Below are 16502 nucleotides of genomic sequence, written 5' to 3' on the forward strand. Positions count from 1 at the left end.
GTCAGCCCTCCCGGCTTTGCAGGGTGGATCCGTGCTGCCAGTGCAGCGCCACGGACATCAGGAGCTTGATGAGGCCGTCGGTCGCGTAGCCGAGCAGGCCGATGCTGGCCATGGCGGCGAGCACGAGGTCGTAGCGCAGGAAATAGTAACTGTCCCACAGCACGTACCCGAGCCCGCTCTTGACCGCGACCATCTCGGCGGTGACGGTCAGCATCCAGGCGGCGCCGATGCCGATGCGCAGGCCGGCGAAGATGCTGGGCAGGGCCGCCGGGAACACCACATGGCGCAGAAGCTGCTGTTCGGTGGCGCCCATCATCGCGGCGGCGCGGATCAGGTTGCGGTCGGCCGTCTTCACCCCGTGGATGGTGTTCATCAGGATGGGGAAGAAGGCGCCGAGGAAGACCAGGAAGATGGCCGGCTTGTTGGCAATGCCGAACCAGATGATCGCCACCGGAATCCACGACACCGGTGGAACCGGGCGCAGCATCTGGATCGTCGGCTCCACCGTCCGCTCGACCCAGCGCCACCAGCCGATGGCGATGCCCAGCAGGATGCCGCTGGCCGCCGCGATGGCATAGCCGGCGGCAACCCGCATGGCGCTGGACAGCGCATCGGCGAACCAGCGCCCGCTGTTGGCCTGTGCGGTCTCGTCGAAGCCGAAGACCCAGTCGCCCCACGCATGCAGGACCACCGTCGGCGGCGGCAGCAGCGCCGCGGGCAGAAGGCCGGACCGCGACACGGCCTCCCAGACCACGAGGATGACGAGGGGAACGACCGCCCTTTCCCAGGCGAACCGCTCCCAGATTTTTCCTATCGCCGTCATGAACCGGACTCCTGTCCCATGAAATACCTGACCGGGTGCAACCGGCCGCCGATCAGAAGCCCAGCTCGGTCTTCGGCTTGGCCGTGACGGTTTCCAGGAAGCTGTAATCGAGGTTCTTCTCGGCCGCGGCGGAGACGTCGTGGCTGATGTATTTCAGGTCACGCATCATCGCGGCGATGGCGAGCGTGCTGTCCTTGTGCATGGCATAGTCGGGCGAGGCATTCTTCAGCGCCTCCGCGGCGACGGTCTTGTCCATGCCGGTGTATTTGTTGATGGTGTCGACCCAGGCACCCCGGTCCGCCTTCAGCTTGTCGACCAGCGCCACGACGGACGCGACGGTGGCCTCGACCGCCTTGGGATGCTCCTTGATCACGTCGGAGCGGGTGACGATCAGGTTGGTCAGGTTGCCGGCGGCCTGGTCGTAGGGGAGCGTGAAGTGCCGGCCGGTCCCGCTGCTGCGGATCTGCGAGGCGAAGGGCTCCACCGTGCAGATCACGTCGACCTCGCCACGCTGGAGGGCGGCGGCATGGTCGGACGGGTTCGGGATGTTGACGAACTGCACGTCCTTGTTGGCGTCGATCCCGTTCTTCAGGAAGGCGCCGCGCATGTGGATGTCCTGCGCATTCCCGCGCGAGGCGGCGACGCGCAGCGGCTCGCCCTTCGCCTTGCGGTCGGCGATCAGCGCCTTCAGCCCGGCCCAGTCGTCCGGCTTCAGCTCGATCCCCTTGGCGGTCAGGATCTCGAATCCGCCATTCACCTGGCCGGAGATCGCCACCACGTCGAACCCCTTGTCGAGGGCGGTGATGTAGTGGAGGTAGGTGACCTGCGCCACGTCGATGCTCTTGGACACCAAAGCCGTCAGCACGTCGTTGCCGGAATTGAAGTTGATGGCCTCGATCTTCACGCCCTTCGCCAGATCGGGCGTCAGCGCCATCGGCAGGCAATGGGCGCATTTGGCGAAGCCCAGCTTCACCGCGTCGATGTCGGCGGCCTGGGCGGTCGCAGCCGCCGCGGACAGGGCGAGGACCACGCCGGTGACAGCGCCAAGCGTGAAGGATCGAAGCGACATGGGCAGGATTCCCTGATGCGATTGCGATATCCCATCAGTCGCAAGCATCGTGCCAGATTGTATACAATATGGCGATTTCAGATTTATCTATTAATATCAATGATATATGAGTTTTTGTAAATCAGAAGCGCTCCGCGACTCTCTTGCCTTATTTTTAAGCGCATGGCATCGTTTGCGCATACATGCACAATCATTCAGCACCAAGGGCATCGCCGGATCGACCATGGACACCGTGAAAACCGTCAAGCCCTCCGCCGGGCCGATCCGCCGGGAAACGCTGCATCACGGCGCCGTCGCGGAGCTGCGGGCGATGATCCTGTCCGGCGAATTGCGGCCGGGCAGCCGCGTGCCGGAGGTCCAGCTGTGCGAACAGCTCGGGGTCTCCCGAACGCCTTTGCGGGAGGCGTTGCGCGTCCTGGCGGCGGAGGGGCTGGTGGAGCTTCGCCCGCACCGTGGCGCCGTGGTGACGCCGATCGACCCCAAGGAGATTGCCGCCGTTTTCGAGGTGATGGAGGCGCTGGAGGCGCTTGCGGGCGACCTTGCCTGCCGGCGGGGCACGGTCGAGGAATTCGCCGAACTCGACCGGCTCCACAACCAGCTTCACGCCCAGTTCGATGCCGGCGACCGGCTGGCCTATTTCCTGACCAACCGGCAAATCCACGCCCGGATCGTCGCGATGGCGCGCAACCCGTCCTTGGACGCCACCTATGCCGGTTTCGCTTCCAAGATTCTCCGGGCACGGTCGCTGGCCAATTACGATGAGGAGCGCTGGCGAGACTCGCTGAACGAACATGAGGGAGTCATGGCCGCATTCCGGCAGCGCGACGCAGCGGTTGCCGGCAGCCTCCTGGCCGCCCACAGCCGGCAAACCGCAGAGGCCGTCCTCGCCGCACTGAACGGCTGCGACGCAGAACTGCAAACCTGATCAGTGCGATGCGGTCCCCGCAGGCGGCCTCACACAGCCTGCCCGCCATCCGGACCCGACTGGGACTGCGGTGTGCCGGAAGCGCGCGCGTCCTGGCCCGAGGGCGGCGGCGGCACCTCGTCGCTTCCCTCGCTGCGGTCGCGGTAGAGGGCGGCGCGGGCCAACAGCATCAGGGTGATCGGGGTGGTGACCACCATCAGGGCGGTGATCAGCACCTCGTGCAGGATCGCCCTAAATTCCAGGACGGAGAAGACCAGCATCGAGGCCAGAAGGATGCAGCCGATGCCCAGGGTCGAGCCCAGCGTCGGCGCATGGACCCGCTGGTAGAAGCTGCCGAAGCGCAGCAGCCCGACGGTTCCGATCAGGGTCAGTAAGGCGCCGGCCAGCAGCAGCAGCGCGGCGGGAATGGCAGCCCAGGCGGGGAGATCGGCCAGATGGTTGTTCATTCGATGACCTCGCCGCGCATCAGGAACTTCGCCAGCGCCGCCGTCGACACGAAGCCGAGCAGGGCGATGATCAGAGCGGCCTCGAAATAGAGGATGCTGCCGTTGCGGATGCCGAAGGTCAGCAGCAGCATGGTCGCCGTGACGTAGAGGGTGTCCAGACCCAGAACCCGGTCCTGTGCCCGCGGTCCCCGCAGCACCCGGAAGGTCGCAAAGGCCATGGCGACCACCAGCATGATCTGGGTGAGGAAGATCGTTCCCATCAGCAGGGTCAGGATCATTCGAACAGCTCCATCAACCGTGTCTCGTAGCGGCCCTTGATGGTGTCGATCCACTCCTGCTCGTCCACCAGATCGAGGATGTGCAGGAGGATGGTGTTCCGCCGCCGGTCATAGGCGACCCACACCGTGCCGGGGGTGGCGGTGACGATGCAGGCGAGCGTCGCCAGCCCGTAGGGTGCCCTCAGGTCGAGTGGGATGCGCAGGAAGCCGGACACCCGGCCGCCGCCGCCCGGCCGCAGGATGATCTTGGCGACCGCCCAGTTGGAGCGCAGGATATCGACCAGCACGACACCCAGCAGCGACAGCGCGGCCTGCGGACGGCGGAAGCGTCCGCCCGGCAGGTCGAGCACGCACAGCGTCGCGGCCGTCGCCACCGAGAGTACGCCGCCCAGAATGATGGTGCCCGGGGCCACGCTCTCGGTCAGCAGCAGCCACACCCCCAGCAGCGTCGCCGTCATCATGGGATAGGGCAGCAACCGCCTCATCAGCCGTCTCATCGGGCACCTCCGGCCGTCGGGCCTGCCGTTGGAATACCGGACAGCACGGCACCGTTGTAGTTCTGCGGAGCATGGAGCGCGCGCGCGGTGTCCTCCATGTAGCGCATGGCCGGTCCGGCCTGGATGGTCAGCGCCAGATTGAGGGCGAGCAGCAGCAGGACGGGCGCGATCTCGGCCACCCGCACCCGCGGCACCTCGGCGGCCGGCGAGGCCCAGAAGGCATCGATGCCCACCCGGGTCATCGCCACCACCGTCGCCAGTCCCGACAGCACCAGTGCCGCCAGCAGAATCCATGTGGTGACGGGAACCACCGGCCCGGCCGCCAGCAGCGGCGAGAGGATGGCGAACTTGGCGAGGAATCCCGACAGCGGCGGCAGGCCGGCCAGCAAAAGCGCGCTGGACATGAAGCCGATGCCGAGGATCGCCATCGTTGCCGGAATGGGGACGCCGGCCCCGCCGCCACCCGCGCCGTCGTCGGCATCCTCGTCGTCGCCCTCGCCGAAGGCCTCGCGGGTCACCGCCAGCACGTCGGCGCCGACGCCCCGGCCGCGCTCCACCAGTTCGATCAGCAGGAAGAAGCCGGCGACCGCCATCACGGAACTGGTCAGATAGAACAGGACCCCGCCGGTGACCGCCATCTGGCCGGCGCCGATGGCGGCCAGCAGGGTGCCGGACGACACCAGCACGGTGGCGCCGGCAAGCCGCGCCATGTTCTGCGTCGCCAGCACGGCGATGCAGCCGAAGCCGATGGTCAGCAAGCCGCCGATCAGCAGGACCGTGCCGCCGAAGCCGCTCGACGCCCCTGCCCCGTCGCCGAACACCAGCAGCCACAGCCGCAGCACGGCATAGATGCCGACCTTGCTGAGGATCGAGACTATGGCGGCCGACGCCGAGCCCAGGGTGGAATAGGTGTTGGGCAGCCAGAAGCCCAGCGGCCACATCCCCGCCTTGATCAGGAAGGCGAGCCCCAGGATCGCCGCACCGGCTTCCAGCAGCCCGCGGTCCTCGGAGGCCAAGCTGGCGACGCGGCCGGCGAGGTCTGCCATGTTGAGGGTGCCGGAAACGCCGTAGATCATGCTGACGCCGATCAGGAACAGCAGCGACGCCGACAGGTTGATCGCGACGTAATGCAGCCCCGCCCGCACCCGCGCCAGCCCGGAGCCATGCAGGGCAAGGCCGTAGGAGGCTGCCAGCATGATCTCGAAGAAGACGAACAGGTTGAACAGGTCGCCGGTCAGGAAGGCGCCGTTCAGCCCCATCAGCTGGAATTGGAACAGCGGGTGGAAATGCGCCCCCGCCTTCTGCCAGCGCGGCAGCGAGAAGGTCAGGGCGGCGACGCCCAGAATCCCGGTCAGCACCAGCATCAGGGCGGCGAAGCGGTCCAGCACCAGCACGATGCCGAAACTCGCCGGCCAGTCGCCCAGGCGGTAGACGCGGACGACGCCGGTCCCCGAATCGGCGACGGTCAGGGCCAGGATCGCCAGGCCCAGCAGCGTCAACGCCGACGCCATGCCGATCACCGCCTTCAGCGTGCGCTGCCGCTCGTCGATCAGCATCATCACCGCCCCCGCCAGCAGGGGCACGACGATGGGGGCAATCGTCAGATGGTCCATCCAGCCGCTCACCGGCCGCTCTCCTTTCCGTCGACATGGTCGGTGCCGGTCAGGCCGCGGGCGGCGAGCAGCACGACGAGGAACAGGGCGGTGGTGGCGAAGCCGATGACGATGGCGGTCAGCACCAGCGCCTGCGGCACCGGGTCGGCATGCATGGCGAGCGTTCCGGCCCGGCCGCCCTCCAGGATCGGCGCAGCGCCCGTGCGCAGGCCGCCGGTGGAGAAGATGAAGAGGTTGACGGCATAGGAGAGCAGCGACAGGCCGACGATCACCTGGAAGGTTCGGGGCCGCAGCAGCAGCCACACGCCGGAGCCGGTCAGCACGCCGATGCCGAGCGAAAGGATCAGTTCCATCAGTCGTCTCCCACGGCAGTCTGTCCCACGGCGGTGGCAGCCGGTTCGGGCACCGCCGGAACCTCCGGCGGACGGGGGGCGGCGGCGCGGTGGCCGCGCAGCGATTGGCGGGCCAGCGCGATCAGAATCAGGATGGTGGCGCCGACAACCAGGGCGAAGACGCCGATGTCGAACAGCAGGGCGCTCGCCACCGGGACCTTGCCCAGCACCGGAATCTGCGAATAGGCGAAGTAGCTGGTCAGGAACGGCCGGTCGAACATCCAGGCGCCGAACCCGGTGCCGGCGGCCAGCAGCAGGCCGATGCCCATCCAGCGCATCGGCAGCACGCGCAGCCTCGCCTCGACCCACTGGGTGCCGCCGAACATGTATTGCAGGATCATGGCGATGGCGACGGTCAGGCCGGCGGCGAAACCGCCTCCCGGCAGGTCATGGCCGCGCAGCAGCAGGAACAGCGCCACCAGCAGGATCACCGGGAACAGCAGCCGGGCGATCAGCGACGGGATGAACAGCCAGTCGGCCACGGTGTCGCCGTCCTTGCGGTCGGGCCGCGAGGCGTCGAAGGCGCTCTGGTCGCGCTGCTGCTCGGGAACGTCGACGCTGTCCGACGCCGGGCGGAAGCGGCGCAGCAGGGCATAGGCGGTCATCGCCACCACCCCCAGCACGGCGATCTCGCCCATGGTGTCGAAGCCGCGGAAATCGACGAGGATGACGTTGACGACGTTGGTGCCGCCGCCCTCGCTGTAGGCCAGCTCCAGGAAATGGCGGGCCAGCAGTTCGGGAGGGAAGCGCGTCATCACCCCGAAGGCCAGCCCGGCCATGCCGGCCCCGGCGGCGGTGGCGATGCCGAGGTCGCGCAGGCGGCGGGTCAGCGTGACCGCCTCCGACCCGCGGCTGCCGGGGATGTCCATCCGCTTGGGCAGCCAGCGCAGGCCCAACAGAAGCAGGATGGTGGTGACCACCTCCACCAGCAGCTGGGTCAAAGCGAGGTCGGGGGCCGAGAACCAGACGAAGGTGACGCAGACGACCAGCCCGGTGCCGCCGAGCAGGATCAGCGCCGCCAGCCGGTGGAACTTCGCCTGCCAGGCCGCACCCAGGGCGCAGGCGGCCCCCAGCAGCCAGATCAGCGCCAGCACCGGGTCGATGCCCGACGGCACCAGATTGCCCGGCCCCACCCCGCGGGTCCACACGGTCCAGCCGGCGGCAAGCACCGCGGCGATGACCACCAGCCGCAGCTGCGGCTGAAGGCGGCGGGTGCCGAGCACGCCCTCGGCGGTGCGGGCCAGCCGCCAGGACAGGAAGACCATCGTCCGCTCGAACATGCGCCGCCCTTCCAGGCTGCGGATCAGCGGCGGCCCCTCGATCCCCTTGGCGAGATGGCTTTGCAGCAGCCGGTAGAGAATCAGCCCGGCGGCGAAGGCGGCCATGCTCATCACCAGCGGCAGGTTGAAGCCATGCCAAACCGCGAGGCTGTATTCCGGCGTCGCAGCACCCAGGGCGGCGCGGGCGGCCATGTCGAGATAGGGGCCGACGGTGGCGGCCGGCAGGATGCCGATGACGATGCAGGCCAGCACCAGCACCTCGACCGGGAAGCGCATCCAGGCCGGCGGCTCGTGCGGCTTGTGCGGCAGGTCGACCGGGTCCGGCCCGAAGAAGGTGCCGTGGATGAAGCGCAGCGAATAGGCGACGCTGAAGGCGCTGGCCACCATCGCCGCGACCGGCAGCACGTCGAAGAAGATCGGCAGCGGGTCCTTGGCGGACAGCGCCTCGGCGAAGAACATCTCCTTGGACAGGAAGCCGTTCAGCAGCGGCACGCCCGCCATCGCGCCGGCGGCGATCAGGGCGAGGCGGGCGGTGAAGGGCATGAATCGATTCAGCCCCGACAGGCGCCGGATGTCGCGCGTTCCCGTCTCGTGGTCGATGATGCCGGCGGCCATGAACAGCGAGGCCTTGAAGGTCGCGTGGTTGATGACGTGGAAGATCGCCGCCACCATCGCCAGTTCGCTGTTCAGGCCGAGCAGCAGGGTGATCAGGCCGAGATGGCTGATCGTCGAATAGGCCAGCAGTCCCTTCAGGTCATGCTGGAAGATGGCGACATAGGCGCCGAGCAGCAGGGTGGCGAGGCCGGCGGAGCCAACGATCCAGAACCACGCCTCGGTCCCCGCCAGAACCGGCCACAGCCTCGCCATCAGGAAGATGCCCGCCTTCACCAGCGTCGCCGAATGCAGGTAGGCCGACACCGGGGTCGGCGCCGCCATGGCGTGCGGCAGCCAGAAATGGAAGGGGAACTGCGCGCTCTTGGTCAGGGCGCCGAGCAGGATCAGCACCAGGGCCGGCAGGTAGAGCGGATGGGCGCGGATGAGGTCGCCGGCCGCCAGCACGGCATCGAGTTCATAGCTGCCGACGATGTGGCCGAGGATCAGCACGCCCGCGAACAGGCAGAGGCCGCCGGTCGCCGTGACCGTCAGCGCCATGCGCGCGCCGTCGCGCGCCGCGGCGGTGTGATGCCAGTAGCCGATCAGCAGGAAGGAGAAGAGGCTGGTCAGTTCCCAGAAGAAGGCGAGCTGGATCAGGTTGCCCGACAGCACCACCCCCGTCATCGATCCCATGAAGGCGAGCAGGAAGGCGAAGAACCGCGGCACCGGATCCTCGGCCGCCATGTAATAGCGGGCGTAGACCACCACCAGCACGCCGACCCCGAACACCAGCCCGGCGAAAAGCCAGGCGAAGCCGTCCATCCGCAGGGAGAAGTCGAGGCCCAGCGACGGCATCCATCCGGCGGTGAAGCGGAGCACGCCGCCGGCCGAAACCGTCGGGTAGGCCGCCCACACCATCGCCAGCCCAAGCAGCGCCACGCCGCCGGCCAGCCACGCCGCGGCGTTGCGCGCATGGGTGGGCAGCAGTCCGGCGGCAACCGCGCCGGCGAAGGGCAAGGCGATGGCGATCAGGAGCGGAAGTGCGTCGGGCATGAAATCCTACGGCAGACTGGCGGCAGACTGGAGGCACACTGGAGCGGCGGCGATGGATGGAGTCAGAAGCCAGGCGTTCCGTCGTCGCAATCCCGGTCGTCCTCATCCTGGGCAACGGCCTGGATGACGATCTGGGCCGCGTCGTCGGCGGTCTTGGCACCGCGCAGACGGCGCAGCGACTGCGGATCGCGCAGCGCCCCGCAGATTTCCGCCATGGCCGCCAGCAGCCCCTTGCGGTTCGATGCAGGCCAAAGCGCGAGGAAGACCAGATCGACCGGCTCGTCGTCGCGCGCATCGAAATCGACCGCGCGCTGGAGACGGGCGAACAGGACGACCGGGGCCGCGAGATCGGCAAGCTCCGTGTGGGGAAGCGCCACACCCCTGCCGAGCGCGGTGGAGCCGATCTTCTCCCGCGCCTGCAAGGCCTCCAGGATCTCGGGCGCCGGACGCCCGCTGCGGCTGGCAGCCTCCGCCGCCAACTGGTCGAGCAGCGCCGCCTTGTTGCCGGGCGCGGCATCGAGGATCACGCTGGACACGGAAAAATGGTCAGTGATGGTCATCCGGTTCTCCATTCAGGCCCATCAGGGGCAATGTGTGGGTGCGGGCGCCGGGGACCAGCCGGAGCCCGCACCCATATCCACGCCACCGATCAGCACGTCGCAGGGCAGGGCGTCGATCACCTCGGACGCCGTGCTGCCCAACAGGGCACGGGCAACGCCGCTGCGCCGGGCCGAGCCCATTGCAACCAGATCGTACCGCCCCTGCCGGGCCAGACCGACGATCCGCTGTCCGGGAGAGCCGGTCAACAGGATCGTCTCCACCTCCATCCCACCCGGCGGCCCAACCGGCGGCCCTTCCCCCCGGGAGCCGAGCACGGTCCGGAAATCGTGCTCGACCTGTGCCTTGTCCAGTGCCGACGCGTCCGGCAGGTCGGCGACATGCAGCAGGTGGATGCATCCCTCCTCCATCAGCATGCGCACCGACTCCACCGATGAGCGCGACCGTTCGGAAAAATCGACCGGCACCAGCGCCCGCAGATAGGGCTGGAGCGGCTTGTCGCGCACGATCAGCATCGGCGTTCCGTCGGCAATCGCAATGCGCTCGACAGTGGAGGCCAGGAACAGGTCCGCCACACGGTCGCGCTGGTGCAGGCCGACCACCAGAAGGTCGGGTCGCCACAGGCCGGCATAGCCGGCGACCCGGTGCTCCACCGCGTCGCCGCGCACCGCGACCGCCTGTGCCCGGATGCCGGCCCCGCCGCTCGCGGCCAGGATGTGGCGCTGCAACTCCCCTTCAACATGGTGCAGCGGCAGGCAGCCATAACGGCCGCCGCTGCCGTCGACAACATGCAGCGCCGTCAGTTCCGCATCGAACCGCTGGGCGAGCTGAACGGCGCGCTCCAGGGCGCGGTCCGATTTCGGTTCCAGGTCGGTTGCCAGCAGAATGCGCTTGAGGCTTGCCATCGTGACGGTTCCGGTTGCTTGGGGTCTCCGGTCCTTTTGTTCCGGTGCGGTCCGTTGCCTGGCGGAAATCGCTCCGCAGGAAACAACTCAATGATCGGAAGTCGGCGGCAGTCTGTCCATGCCGGGAAATACGGACCCGAAGGGGCCGCACCCGATACTGTAGGATGTCCGTAGTAATACGGGCCCGGCGATTTCGCCTGATGCAGTCGGAGCGGGTTGGCGTTACCATCGCCCTATGTCGCAGATTGCCCGCCGCAAATGGATGCTCGTTCCGGCCTATCTGGCCGCCCACCTGTTCCTGGATTGGATCAGCTTCATCCATGCGGTCTCGTCCATCAACATCACGCCGTGGAACCCGCCGGCCGGGCTGATGATGGGGGTGTCCGTGCTGTTCGGCGTCCGCGCCGTGCCCCTGGTCTGGCTGGCGCTGACCGCCGCCGACCTCGTCGTCCGCGATCTGCCCATAACGCTCATGCCCATGACGCTGTGGGCCCCGTTCTTGGCCAACGGCGTCGTCGCCGCGGGCTATGGGATCGCAGGATGGCTGCTGGGCCGCGCGATCGATCCGGGGCTGTCCCGGCTGCGCGACATCGTCCTGCTGCTGGGCGGCAGCGCCGCGGCGGTGCTGGGCATCGGCCTGTGCTTCATCGCCATCCACACCGCGGCCGGGCTGTTCGAGTGGACGAACTTTCCGGAGGTGCTGCTGCGCTATTGGACGGGCGAAGTCATCGGCATCGCCGTTCTGACACCGCTGGTGCTGATCGGCCGGCGGATGCCGGCCCTGCGCTGGTCCTGGAGCGGGGCGGCGGAGACGCTGGCGCAGGGGACGCTGATCGGCTTCACCCTTTGGCTCGATTTCGGCCCGCTGGCTTCCTCGCAATACGAGCATTTCTATCTGCTGTTCCTGCCCGCCATCGGAATCGCCGTGCGGCATGGGCTGGCCGGCGCTGTGGTCGCCTCGGTCGCCACGCAGGCCGGGCTGATCGCGGCCATCCAGGCGACCGGCGTCGACACCGACCGCATGGCTCATTTCCAGCTGTTGATGCTGACTCTGGCCGTCACCATCCTGCTGCTGGGCGCCGTGGTCAGCGAGCGCCGGCGGGCGGAGGATCGGCTGCGGGTGCGGCAGTCCGACCTCGCCCACGCCTCCCGCCTGATCGAGGCGGGCGAGATGACGGCGGCACTGGCCCATGAGTTGAACCAGCCGCTGGCGGCGACCATGGGCTATGCCCGCGCCGCCCGCAAGGTGGCGCGGATCGAAGGGGCCTCTCCCCGCCTGACCGAGATCCTCGACAAGACCGTCACCCAGGCGGAGCGGGCGGACCGGGTCATCCGCAGCCTGCGCGATTTCGTGCGCAAGGGCGCCAGCGACCGCACCCCGCTGCCGGTCGCCACGCTGATCGCCGACTGCCTGACGCTGGCCGGCCCGCTGGCCAGCCGCCATGCGGTGGAGATCGTCGCTGAGGTCGACCCTGCCCTCCCCGCCATCGGCGGCGACGCGGTCCAATTGCAGCAGGCGATTCTCAACCTCGTCCGCAATGCCGCGGAAGCGATGGGCGATGGTCCGGACGGCGGGCCGTCCGCCCAGGCCTATCCGGCCCGGCGCCGCATCGTGATCTTCGCCTCCCCCGCTGCGCAGCCCGGCTTCGTCGCCATCGGCGTGCGCGACACCGGACCCGGCCTTGCCGAGGTGGTGGAGCGCAACCTGTTCGCCCCCTTCGTCACCACCAAGCCGACCGGCATGGGGCTTGGGCTGTCCATCGTCCGCACCATCGTCGAGAACCATGGCGGCACCCTGACCGCAAGAAGCGGAGCGTATGGCGGCTCCATTGACGGTACCGTGTTCCAGTTCACCATTCCCGCCCATGGCGCGGGCAAAGACGGAGAGCCCGCATGACGACCGAGACGCCCGCCGCCGGAGCCACACCGGTGGCTTTCGTGGTGGACGACGACGAGGCCGTTCGCGATGCCCTGGCACTCCATCTCGATCTGGCCGGCCTGACCGTACGCTGCTGCGCGTCGGCTGCCGAATTCCTGGAGACGGCGTCCCCCGACCAGCCGGGTTGCGCCATTCTCGACATCCGCATGCCGGGCATGGACGGGCTGGATTTGCAGCAGGAGATGATCCGACGCAGGCTGACGCTGCCGGTGATCGTCATCACCGGCCATGGCGACGTCACCGCCGCGGTGCGCGCCTTCCGGGCCGGGGCGGTGGATTTCCTGCAAAAGCCGTTCGACGAGGATCTGCTGATCGAGCGGGTGCAGGAGGCGTTCGCGCGCGACCTCGCCGCGCGCAGCGCCGATGCGGAGGTCGGCGACATCCGCCGCCGCCTCGCCCTGCTCAGCCCGCGCGAATTGGAGGTGATGGAAATGGTCGCCCAGGGCCTGCCCAACAAGACCATCGCCAGCCGCCTCGCCATCGGCATCCGCACGGTCGAAACCCACCGCGCCCGCGTGCTGGAAAAGATGGAGGCCCGCAATGCCCCGGAACTGGCGCTGATGCGGATGAAGCTGGGTGAGCGGTTGGAGTGACGCTTCGCGTTCAAAGAGCGAACAGCACGGCTCCAGGCGTATGATCGAGCAGAGCGGCCAGCCGCCACTCGAAGGCGATCTTACCCCACAAGCGGACCGGACGCTCCACCACCAGAAGGTCGTCTCCGGCGGCGAGGCTGGCGGCGCTCCGCGCATCGGCGGTCGGCCGCACCGTCGAATGCCGGACCGGACACCGGCAGTCCAGCCACCGCAGCCACTCGTCCGTCCGAGCCGGACCGGTGCGCTCGTCGAGGATCAGGTGAATTGACGCGATGGCCGGAAAGAGCCGCCGGACGATGCCAAAGGTTTTCAGCGCGCGTGGCGGCCCGTCCGCCAGGATGGCGATGCTCCGGCCCAGGCGGGACGGTGTCTCGCGCGGCGCCACCAGAACCGCGCCGAACCGCCGCGCATCGGCTGTCCAACAGGATGCTTTGCCGGACTGCGACCTGCCGACAACCAGCAGATCGAACCTCCCGAGCGGCGGATCGTGGCTCAGGTCGAGCGCTCCCTCACCGGGGAACAGGGCCGCAAGGCGGCGTGTCCGGAGAGCGGCGGCCCGCAACAGCGCGTCGCTGCCGTGGTCCTGCCTGAGGACATGAAGATCCATGAAGCCGCGTGCACACAGTCCGGCGCCCGGTCCGCGATCCGGAGGGCCGGCCGTGACGGTCACGCCCCGATTCATCGACAGCAGCCAGCCGCAGGCCAGCACCGGCTCCAACTCGCCATCCAATGCCGCAAATATCCGGATGCCGTTGCCCATGGGATCGACCTCGGCTGAAGGCTGAGAGGCTGGCGGCAAGGGGAAGCGCAGGGCGTCAGCACTCCGGCAGGTTCACAGCGAGCCCGCCCAGGCTGGTCTCCTTGAACTTGGTGCTCATTTCCTCGCCGGTCTGCCGCATCGCCTGGATGCAGTTGTCGAGCGGCATGAAGTGCTGGCCGTCGCCGCGCAGCGCCAGGGACGCCGCGGCCACCGCCTTGGTGGCGCCGATGGCGTTGCGCTCGATGCAGGGCACTTGGACCAGACCGCCAACCGGGTCGCAGGTCATGCCGAGGTGATGCTCCAGCGCGATTTCCGCGGCATTCTCCACCTGCTCCGGTGTTCCACCCAGCACGGCGCACAGCCCCGCCGCAGCCATGGCGGCGGCCGACCCGACCTCGCCCTGGCAGCCGGCCTCCGCCCCGGAGATCGACGCATTGTGCTTGATCAGGCCGCCGATGGCTGCGGCGGTCAGCAGGAAATCGGCGACCTTCGCCGGCTCCGCGCCGGCGCAATGGTCGAGGTAATAGCGGATCACCGCCGGCACGACGCCGGCCGCCCCGTTGGTCGGCGCGGTCACCACCCTGCCGCCGGCCGCATTCTCCTCGTTGACCGCCATCGCATAGATGGCGAGCCAGTCGGACGCGACGTGGGGCAAACTCGAATTGGCTCCGCGCTCGCGCAGAAGCTGCTGGTGGATGGCCTTGGCCCGCCGCTTGACCTTGAGACTGCCGGGCAACTGGCCATCCAGGCTGAGGCCGCGCTCGATGCAGCCGTTCATCGCCGCCCAGACGGCGCCGAGCTTCTCGCCCACCTCGGCGGGGGAGCGGACGACGATCTCGTTGGCGCGCTTCATCTCAGCGATGGACGCACCGCTCTCCCGCGCCATCCGCAGCATCGCCGCCGCGTTGTGGAAGGGATAGGGCCAGCCGACGCACTCGGTCTCGAACGCCGCCGGCGGAGCTTCCCGCTCCGCCGCCGTGACGACGAAGCCGCCGCCGATGGAGTAGAAGATTTCCGACAGCGTCACCTTGCCTGCACCGTCCAACGCCTGGAAAACCAGCCCGTTGGCATGGCCCGGCAGCGGCGGCCCGAAGTCGAAGACCAGATCGGTTTCCGGATCGAAGTCCAGCGCCGGCAGGCCGGCGGGGTGCAGCCTCCGGGTCCGCCACAATTCGGCGATCCGCTCCTCGGCTTCATCGACATCGAGACTGTCCGGCCGGTAATCGAGAAGCCCGAGCAGCACCGCCCGGTCCGTCGCATGGCCCTTGCCGGTGAAGGCGAGCGAACCGTGCAGCCGCACCCTGATCGCCGCGGGTGCGGCATCCGCCGACGCCCGCAGCATGTCGAGGAACCGCACCGCCGCCGTCATCGGCCCCATCGTGTGCGACGAGGACGGGCCGATGCCGATCTTGAACACATCGAAAACGCTGAGAAACATCGCGCGCCTCGTCAGGTCAAACAGTTGGCCTTAAGCAGGATTTCCCAGCGGCACGAGGCCCGGTCAACCGTAGATCGGGAAGCGCTCGCACAACTCGCGGACCTCGCCGTGGACGCGCTTCTCGACCTCGGCATTGCCCTCCGGTCCGGCGGCGGCAAGGGCGTCGACGACGGTCAGGATCAGCTCGCCGATGCGGGCGAACTCCGCCTCGCCGAAGCCGCGGGTGGTGCCCGCCGCGGTGCCGAGCCGGACGCCGGAGGTCACCGCCGGCTTTTCCGGGTCGAACGGGATGGCGTTCTTGTTGCAGGTCAGGCCGGCCCGCTCCAGCGCGCGCTCCGCGTCGCGGCCCTTCACGCCCTTCGGCCGCAGATCGACCAGCACCATGTGGCAGTCGGTGCCGCCGGACACGATGTCCAGCCCGCCCTTGACCAGCGTGTCGGACAGCACCTTGGCGTTGGCGACCACCTGCGCGGCATAGGCCTTGAATTCCGGGGTCAGCGCCTCGCCGAAGGCGACCGCCTTGGCGGCAATGACATGCATCAGCGGACCGCCCTGGTTGCCTGGGAACACCGCGGAGTTGAACTTCTTGGCCAGCGCCTCGTCGTTGGTCAGGATCATGCCGCCGCGAGGGCCTCGCAGGGTCTTGTGCGTGGTGGTGGTCACGACATGGGCATGCGGCAGCGGGTCTGGATACTGGCCGGTGGCGACCAGCCCGGCGTAATGGGCCATGTCCACCATCAGATAGGCGCCGACCTCGTCGGCGATGCGGCGGAACGCGGCGAAATCGATCACCCGTGGATAGGCCGAGGCGCCCGCTACGATCAGCTTCGGCTTCGTCTCCAGCGCCTTGGCGCGCAGGGCGTCATAGTCGATCAACTGGTCGCTCTCGCGCACCTCGTAGCTGACGATGTCGAACCACTTGCCCGACATGGTCACCGGCGAACCGTGGGTCAGATGGCCGCCATGGGCCAGCGACATGCCCATCACCCGGTCGCCCGGCTGGAGAAGCGCCAGGAACACCGCCTGGTTGGCCTGGGCACCGGAATGCGGCTGGACATTGACGAAGCCGGCGCCGAACAGCTGCTTGGCGCGGTCGATGGCGATGGTCTCCACCTCGTCCACGAACTCGCACCCGCCGTAATAGCGGCGGCCCGGATAGCCTTCGGCGTATTTGTTGGTGAGGATCGATCCCTGGGCGGCCAGCACGTCCGCCGAGACGATGTTTTCCGACGCGATCAGCTCGATCTCGTATTTCTGGCGGTTCAGTTCGCGCCCGATGGCCGCCGCAATCGCAGCGTCGGCGAGATCGGATTTCGGCAGGGACTGATGACGGGTCATG

The 16502-nt window shown here is 68.4% G+C and carries 16 protein-coding genes; 3 read left to right on the plus strand and 13 right to left on the minus strand.

Annotated features, from left to right (window positions below):
• Nucleotide 1: 1 nt before the first annotated feature.
• Both ACWPN8_RS26235 and ACWPN8_RS26240 read right to left on the minus strand, forming a co-directional pair.
• Nucleotides 2-823 (minus strand): ABC transporter permease, encoded by an 822-nt coding sequence (locus ACWPN8_RS26235; RefSeq protein ID WP_492242877.1) that lies wholly within the window; start codon nucleotides 821-823, stop codon nucleotides 2-4.
• 52 nt (nucleotides 824-875) lie between these two features.
• Nucleotides 876-1892, minus strand: a complete 1017-nt coding sequence (locus tag ACWPN8_RS26240; protein ID WP_492242878.1) for an ABC transporter substrate-binding protein — start codon at nucleotides 1890-1892, stop codon at nucleotides 876-878.
• A 223-nt stretch (nucleotides 1893-2115) separates the two neighbouring features.
• On the opposite strand from ACWPN8_RS26240, the gene ACWPN8_RS26245 reads away from it, so the two are divergent.
• On the plus strand, nucleotides 2116-2817 hold the full coding sequence (locus tag ACWPN8_RS26245) for a GntR family transcriptional regulator (RefSeq protein WP_492242879.1): 702 nt from the start codon (nucleotides 2116-2118) through the stop codon (nucleotides 2815-2817).
• Nucleotides 2818-2846: 29 nt separating this feature from the next.
• Here the strand turns inward: ACWPN8_RS26245 and mnhG are convergent, their stop codons facing one another.
• The 8 genes from mnhG to ACWPN8_RS26285 form a co-directional block, all read right to left on the minus strand.
• Nucleotides 2847-3263, minus strand: a complete 417-nt coding sequence (gene mnhG / locus ACWPN8_RS26250; protein ID WP_492242880.1) for a monovalent cation/H(+) antiporter subunit G — start codon at nucleotides 3261-3263, stop codon at nucleotides 2847-2849.
• Nucleotides 3260-3541 (minus strand): K+/H+ antiporter subunit F, encoded by a 282-nt coding sequence (locus ACWPN8_RS26255; RefSeq protein WP_174469222.1) that lies wholly within the window; start codon nucleotides 3539-3541, stop codon nucleotides 3260-3262. Before ACWPN8_RS26255 ends, mnhG begins: the two co-directional genes overlap by 4 nt.
• Nucleotides 3538-4038, minus strand: coding sequence for a Na+/H+ antiporter subunit E (locus ACWPN8_RS26260; RefSeq protein ID WP_492242881.1), 501 nt, complete (start codon nucleotides 4036-4038; stop codon nucleotides 3538-3540). The genes ACWPN8_RS26255 and ACWPN8_RS26260 overlap by 4 nt, the downstream gene beginning before the upstream one ends.
• Nucleotides 4035-5663 carry a monovalent cation/H+ antiporter subunit D gene (locus tag ACWPN8_RS26265; RefSeq protein ID WP_492242882.1) on the minus strand — a complete coding sequence of 543 codons (1629 nt, stop codon included), beginning with the start codon at nucleotides 5661-5663 and terminating at the stop codon, nucleotides 4035-4037. The genes ACWPN8_RS26260 and ACWPN8_RS26265 overlap by 4 nt, the downstream gene beginning before the upstream one ends.
• Nucleotides 5660-6004 (minus strand): Na+/H+ antiporter subunit C, encoded by a 345-nt coding sequence (locus tag ACWPN8_RS26270; RefSeq protein ID WP_098738499.1) that lies wholly within the window; start codon nucleotides 6002-6004, stop codon nucleotides 5660-5662. Before ACWPN8_RS26270 ends, ACWPN8_RS26265 begins: the two co-directional genes overlap by 4 nt.
• The gene (locus tag ACWPN8_RS26275) at nucleotides 6004-8970 is read right to left on the minus strand and encodes a monovalent cation/H+ antiporter subunit A (RefSeq protein WP_492242883.1); all 2967 of its coding nucleotides are present in this window, start codon (nucleotides 8968-8970) and stop codon (nucleotides 6004-6006) included. Before ACWPN8_RS26275 ends, ACWPN8_RS26270 begins: the two co-directional genes overlap by 1 nt.
• A gap of 62 nt (nucleotides 8971-9032) precedes the next feature.
• Nucleotides 9033-9530, minus strand: coding sequence for a PTS sugar transporter subunit IIA (locus tag ACWPN8_RS26280; RefSeq protein WP_109452495.1), 498 nt, complete (start codon nucleotides 9528-9530; stop codon nucleotides 9033-9035).
• A 21-nt stretch (nucleotides 9531-9551) separates the two neighbouring features.
• Nucleotides 9552-10433 (minus strand): universal stress protein, encoded by an 882-nt coding sequence (locus ACWPN8_RS26285; RefSeq protein WP_492242884.1) that lies wholly within the window; start codon nucleotides 10431-10433, stop codon nucleotides 9552-9554.
• A 235-nt stretch (nucleotides 10434-10668) separates the two neighbouring features.
• Between ACWPN8_RS26285 and ACWPN8_RS26290 the strand changes: the two genes are divergently transcribed.
• Nucleotides 10669-12330, plus strand: a complete 1662-nt coding sequence (locus ACWPN8_RS26290) for an ATP-binding protein (RefSeq protein WP_492242885.1) — start codon at nucleotides 10669-10671, stop codon at nucleotides 12328-12330.
• Complete coding sequence (locus ACWPN8_RS26295) at nucleotides 12327-12965, plus strand: response regulator transcription factor (protein WP_492242886.1); 639 nt, start codon at nucleotides 12327-12329, stop codon at nucleotides 12963-12965. Before ACWPN8_RS26290 ends, ACWPN8_RS26295 begins: the two co-directional genes overlap by 4 nt.
• A gap of 10 nt (nucleotides 12966-12975) precedes the next feature.
• Here the strand turns inward: ACWPN8_RS26295 and ACWPN8_RS26300 are convergent, their stop codons facing one another.
• From ACWPN8_RS26300 to glyA, 3 genes are all read right to left on the minus strand, one after another.
• Entirely contained in the window at nucleotides 12976-13725 is a 750-nt protein-coding gene (locus tag ACWPN8_RS26300) for a hypothetical protein (protein WP_492242887.1), read from the minus strand.
• A gap of 55 nt (nucleotides 13726-13780) precedes the next feature.
• Complete coding sequence (locus ACWPN8_RS26305) at nucleotides 13781-15163, minus strand: L-serine ammonia-lyase (RefSeq protein WP_492242888.1); 1383 nt, start codon at nucleotides 15161-15163, stop codon at nucleotides 13781-13783.
• Between the two features lie 63 nt (nucleotides 15164-15226).
• A complete protein-coding gene (gene glyA / locus ACWPN8_RS26310) occupies nucleotides 15227-16501 on the minus strand; it encodes a serine hydroxymethyltransferase (protein WP_492242889.1) in 1275 nt (424 codons plus the stop codon).
• Nucleotide 16502 lies beyond the last annotated feature (1 nt).

The organism is Azospirillum sp. UENF 112521, from assembly GCF_058780665.1.

Bases quoted from the DNA above. Each gene is read 5' to 3' on its own strand.
- mnhG (WP_492242880.1), bottom strand. From the start codon at position 3,263: ATGAACAACCATCTGGCCGATCTCCCCGCCTGGGCTGCCATTCCCGCC.
- ACWPN8_RS26260 (WP_492242881.1), bottom strand. From the start codon at position 4,038: ATGAGACGGCTGATGAGGCGGTTGCTGCCCTATCCCATGATGACGGCG.
- ACWPN8_RS26300 (WP_492242887.1), bottom strand. From the start codon at position 13,725: ATGGGCAACGGCATCCGGATATTTGCGGCATTGGATGGCGAGTTGGAG.
- ACWPN8_RS26240 (WP_492242878.1), bottom strand. From the start codon at position 1,892: ATGTCGCTTCGATCCTTCACGCTTGGCGCTGTCACCGGCGTGGTCCTC.
- ACWPN8_RS26290 (WP_492242885.1), top strand. From the start codon at position 10,669: ATGTCGCAGATTGCCCGCCGCAAATGGATGCTCGTTCCGGCCTATCTG.
- ACWPN8_RS26295 (WP_492242886.1), top strand. From the start codon at position 12,327: ATGACGACCGAGACGCCCGCCGCCGGAGCCACACCGGTGGCTTTCGTG.
- ACWPN8_RS26275 (WP_492242883.1), bottom strand. From the start codon at position 8,970: ATGCCCGACGCACTTCCGCTCCTGATCGCCATCGCCTTGCCCTTCGCC.
- ACWPN8_RS26235 (WP_492242877.1), bottom strand. From the start codon at position 823: ATGACGGCGATAGGAAAAATCTGGGAGCGGTTCGCCTGGGAAAGGGCG.
- ACWPN8_RS26280 (WP_109452495.1), bottom strand. From the start codon at position 9,530: ATGACCATCACTGACCATTTTTCCGTGTCCAGCGTGATCCTCGATGCC.
- ACWPN8_RS26245 (WP_492242879.1), top strand. From the start codon at position 2,116: ATGGACACCGTGAAAACCGTCAAGCCCTCCGCCGGGCCGATCCGCCGG.
- ACWPN8_RS26270 (WP_098738499.1), bottom strand. From the start codon at position 6,004: ATGGAACTGATCCTTTCGCTCGGCATCGGCGTGCTGACCGGCTCCGGC.
- ACWPN8_RS26285 (WP_492242884.1), bottom strand. From the start codon at position 10,433: ATGGCAAGCCTCAAGCGCATTCTGCTGGCAACCGACCTGGAACCGAAA.
- ACWPN8_RS26305 (WP_492242888.1), bottom strand. From the start codon at position 15,163: ATGTTTCTCAGCGTTTTCGATGTGTTCAAGATCGGCATCGGCCCGTCC.
- glyA (WP_492242889.1), bottom strand. From the start codon at position 16,501: ATGACCCGTCATCAGTCCCTGCCGAAATCCGATCTCGCCGACGCTGCG.
- ACWPN8_RS26255 (WP_174469222.1), bottom strand. From the start codon at position 3,541: ATGATCCTGACCCTGCTGATGGGAACGATCTTCCTCACCCAGATCATG.